Origin of the sequence: Aliivibrio sifiae (assembly GCF_002954705.1) — a bacterium.
GTDB classification, from domain to species: Bacteria; Pseudomonadota; Gammaproteobacteria; order Enterobacterales; family Vibrionaceae; genus Aliivibrio; species Aliivibrio sifiae_A.
This window is the reverse complement of the sequence record NZ_MSCO01000001.1, coordinates 561,425-565,355: the sequence shown is the minus strand read 5'-3', so window position 1 is coordinate 565,355 and position 3,931 is coordinate 561,425. Positions and strand designations below refer to the sequence as shown.

Sequence of the window (3,931 nt, the reverse complement as noted above, 5' to 3'; positions counted from 1 at the left end):
GTTACGTATTGCACACGCATTCGGTACGCCAGTGATTGTTGACTCACCTTTAAGAGACGGTTCTCTTCGCAGTGAAGCTGAAAAATGTAACATCCCAGTATTAACCTATGAAGCAGGTGAAGCGTTACGCTTTGAGCCGATTGCTATCAATGCGGGTTATGTTGGGGTGCACCGTGTAATGCAAGCCATCGGTATGCTAAAGGCAAGCAGAAAGCGTTTACCTGAAGCTATTATAGCAAAATCAACAAATTGGTTACGTGCAGAGAGTGACGGTATTTTACGTACTGTTGTGACTCTAGGTGAACAAGTTGAGAAAGGTCAGGTTCTGGCTTATATCAGCGCACCGCTAGGCCACAGTGAAATCGAGCTTCGCGCTCATAAAGGTGGTATCGTTATTGGCCAGCAAACTTTGCCTTTGGTTAATGAGGGAGATGCTATTTTCCATCTTGCTTATTTTACTGAAGATGATGAAATGGTAGGTCAAACGGTTGAAACCTATATCGATGAAATCATCGAAGCGGATACAGATCAATTGACTAATGCTCAAATCACAACATCTACACTGTAGTATTTTTTACTAACACAGTTTAAAAATAAGAGAGGTTCGCCTCTCTTATTTTATAAATAAATGCCCAATATTAATTACTGCACACCTATTATTTCATAGTGCTGTTTCTTACCCGCTAAATTCAATTCAAACTCATCACCAAGTTGTTGCCCTATCATGGCTTTCCCAAGCGGAGCTGATGGTGTGATTAATGAAAATGTCATTTTGTTATGTATTACTTTTACCCCACCAGCTGACGGGCCGATAAAGAATCGACTTTCAATATCATCTTGATTAACAAGCGTCACTAAAGCACATTGATTAATCACACTCCCTTCATTGTATTCTAAGCGTGGTAATTTACGATAAGCAAGAATATCAGCTTCACACTCTGCAACTCGTAATGCTTGTCCATGAGCCAAATAAGACGCTTCTAAGCCAAAAGTTTCATACTTACTGCGTGCAATCGCTTCTTTGTCTGTTGCTTGATCAATCGCTCGCTGCGTTGCTTCTACCGCCATTTGATGAACATCACGCAACGCTTGGATAATTGATTCTAATAATGCTTCTTTTTCTATCATCTTACATAATCCATAAAATCTAGCGGGTTATAATAGCAAAAATTAAGATTCACATTTATATTTCCAATCATTTTCTTAATGTGAAGTCTTTCTAAAAACAGTCGTAACTTAATGAGAATTAAAATATTCTCTGTGATCCTCTGTTAAATCAGAACCAAAATAAAAGTAATTACCCTATTTTATACTAGTAATTAAGTGTCTATAACACTCACTAAATTAAGGGTAAATAAATGAAAAGGATTTTTATTAGAAGTGCTATTGCTTCTGCTCTCTTTATGTCATACGGCGCAAGTGCATTTGATTGTAGCTCACTCCCATTTTGGCAAAGTTCTGAAGCCTATGGTGGTGGTACTGAAGTCCAACAAAATAATACAGCTTATCAAGCACAGTGGTGGTCACAAGGAAATTCTCCAGAAACTCATTCAGGAGAATGGCAAGAATGGAAAAGTCTAGGAGAATGCACTAATGGAGGGGGAAATATTGCTCCTACATTATCAATAACCTCACCATTAAATAATGCAATAATTACAGAAGGTAGTGAAATTACATTACAAGCAAACGCTAATGACAGTGATGGTTCCATTGCTCAAGTTGAATTTTTCTCTAACAACCAATCTATAGCAACAATAACAAAATCACCTTACAGCACTCCTTGGGTTGCCGTGAAAAATACAACAAATATTTCAGTTATTGCAACCGATAATGAAGGCAGTACAACAACTGAATCTGTAGCTATTAATGTTCAATCCGCTGGAGAATTAATACCACCAACAATCGAACTCATTTCTCCGAATGGAACTGAAAACTTATCTATCGGTGATTCACTTCTTATCTCAGCAACGGCAATGGACAGTGATGGCGAAGTTAGTCAAGTCGAGTTTTATGTTGATAGTCAGTTAGTATTCACCGATACCAATGCTCCGTTTGAGCATTTGTGGACAGCAATAAGCGGTTCTCATAGCTTTAAAGCCAAAGCGACAGATAACGATAGTCAATCAACCATTAGTAAAGAAGTCACACTCATTGTTTCTGAACCGTCTAGCGGCGGATGTACAGGATTGCCTCAGTATCAAGCGGGAACTAATTATACGACTGGTGATGAAGTTCAAAACCTTAACCAAAAATACCGTTGCGAGATAGGTGGTTGGTGTTCATCATCCTCTGATTGGGCTTACGCTCCAGGAACGGGATCAAACTGGCAAGATGCATGGACAGGATTAGGCGTTTGCAGTACACCACCACAAGTTAGCATTACCTCTCCTAGCGACAACAGCGTTATTTTAGCAGGTTCATCAGTCATTCTTAATGCAACTGCAAATGATAGCGATGGAAGTATTGTTGGTGTTGAATTCTTTGCTAATAACATAACATTAGGAGCTGACACACAAGCACCTTATTCAATTGGTTGGGACGCAACCCTAATTGGCTCGAATACATTAAAAGCAGTTGCAACCGACAACGAAGGCAATAATTCAGACAGTAGCATTCTTGTTACTGTTAGCGATCAAAACGTAGTAACAAGCCTCACATCACCACAATCAGGTACTAGCCTTGCTCTAGGTAAAATAGCTCAATTAAGTGCAACAGCAACCTCATTAACGAGTTCAATCAGCCACGTCGATTTCTTAGTTAATGGCGTTATTATTGGTTCAGATACTACGACGCCATATAATACAAACTGGATGCCAAGCGCCATTGGTGCTTATTCTATTTCTGTAGAAGCAACTGACGCTCAAGGTAATACAGCCCTATCTACAGCATCTAGTGTTACGGTGTTAGAACAAAGCCAAGCCAAACATAAATTAATAGGCTATTGGCATAACTTTGTTAATGGTTCTGGCTGCCCTACTCGATTATCTGAAATGTCAGATTCTTGGGACGTCATCGATATTGCCTTTGCTGATAATGATAGAAACAGTAACGGAACAGTACACTTCAATCTTTATTCTGGCGATATACACAGTAGCTGTGCCGCACTAGATCCAGCACAATTCAAACAAGATATGGCAGCATTACAAGCAAAAGGAAAAATATTCGTCTTATCCCTCGGTGGTGCAGAAGGTACAATTACCTTAAATACAGCAGAAGACGAAGCAAACTTTGTTAGTAGCCTAACCGCTATTATTGCTGATTGGGGCTTTGATGGATTAGACATTGATTTAGAAAGTGGGTCTAACTTACTTCACGGGACACAAATCCAAGCTCGTTTGCCTACCGCGTTAAAGAAAATCGAAGCAAACATGGGAGGAGATATGTATTTAACTATGGCTCCTGAGCATCCTTATGTGCAAGGGGGAATGGTTGCTTACAGTGGCATTTGGGGTGCTTATATCCCAGTCATCGACCAAGTTCGAGATACCTTAGATCTTCTTCATGTTCAGCTATATAACAATGGTGGATTAGCAAATCCATACATGCCAGGAGCAGCGCCAGAAGGCTCTGTTGATATGATGGTTGCCTCTGTGAAAATGTTGGTCGAGGGTTTTGAGTTAGCCGATGGGTCATTCTTTGCCCCACTTAGAGATGATCAAGTCGCAATTGGCTTGCCATCTGGCCCAAGCTCTGCAAACTCAGGTCAAGCACCAACTCAAAATATTATTGATGCTTTAGATTGTGTCACTTATGGATCGGCATGTAGCACTGTTGTACCAAATAAACTGTATCCAAATTTTGGCGGAGTCATGACATGGTCAATCAACTGGGATAGACATGATGGATTTAACTTCTCACAACCTATCGGTGACAAACTCACGCAGATGAACAATCAATAAATAGCAGGTACAAAAAAGGCGCTCAAATAAGT

Annotated in this window: 3 protein-coding genes; 2 read left to right on the top strand and 1 reads right to left on the bottom strand. The window is 39.9% G+C overall.

The features are described 5' to 3' along the window. Positions 1–568: succinylglutamate desuccinylase/aspartoacylase family protein (locus BTO22_RS02580; RefSeq protein WP_181044541.1), on the top strand; the 568-nt coding region annotated here is incomplete at its 5' end. 74 nt (positions 569–642) lie between these two features. Here the strand turns inward: BTO22_RS02580 and BTO22_RS02575 are convergent. Continuing rightward, positions 643–1,128 carry a GreA/GreB family elongation factor gene (locus BTO22_RS02575; protein ID WP_105054155.1) on the bottom strand — a complete coding sequence of 162 codons (486 nt, stop codon included), beginning with the start codon at positions 1,126–1,128 and terminating at the stop codon, positions 643–645. Between the two features lie 230 nt (positions 1,129–1,358). On the opposite strand from BTO22_RS02575, the gene BTO22_RS02570 reads away from it, so the two are divergent. Next, a complete protein-coding gene (locus tag BTO22_RS02570; protein WP_105054154.1) occupies positions 1,359–3,899 on the top strand; it encodes an Ig-like domain-containing protein in 2,541 nt (846 codons plus the stop codon). Positions 3,900–3,931 lie beyond the last annotated feature (32 nt).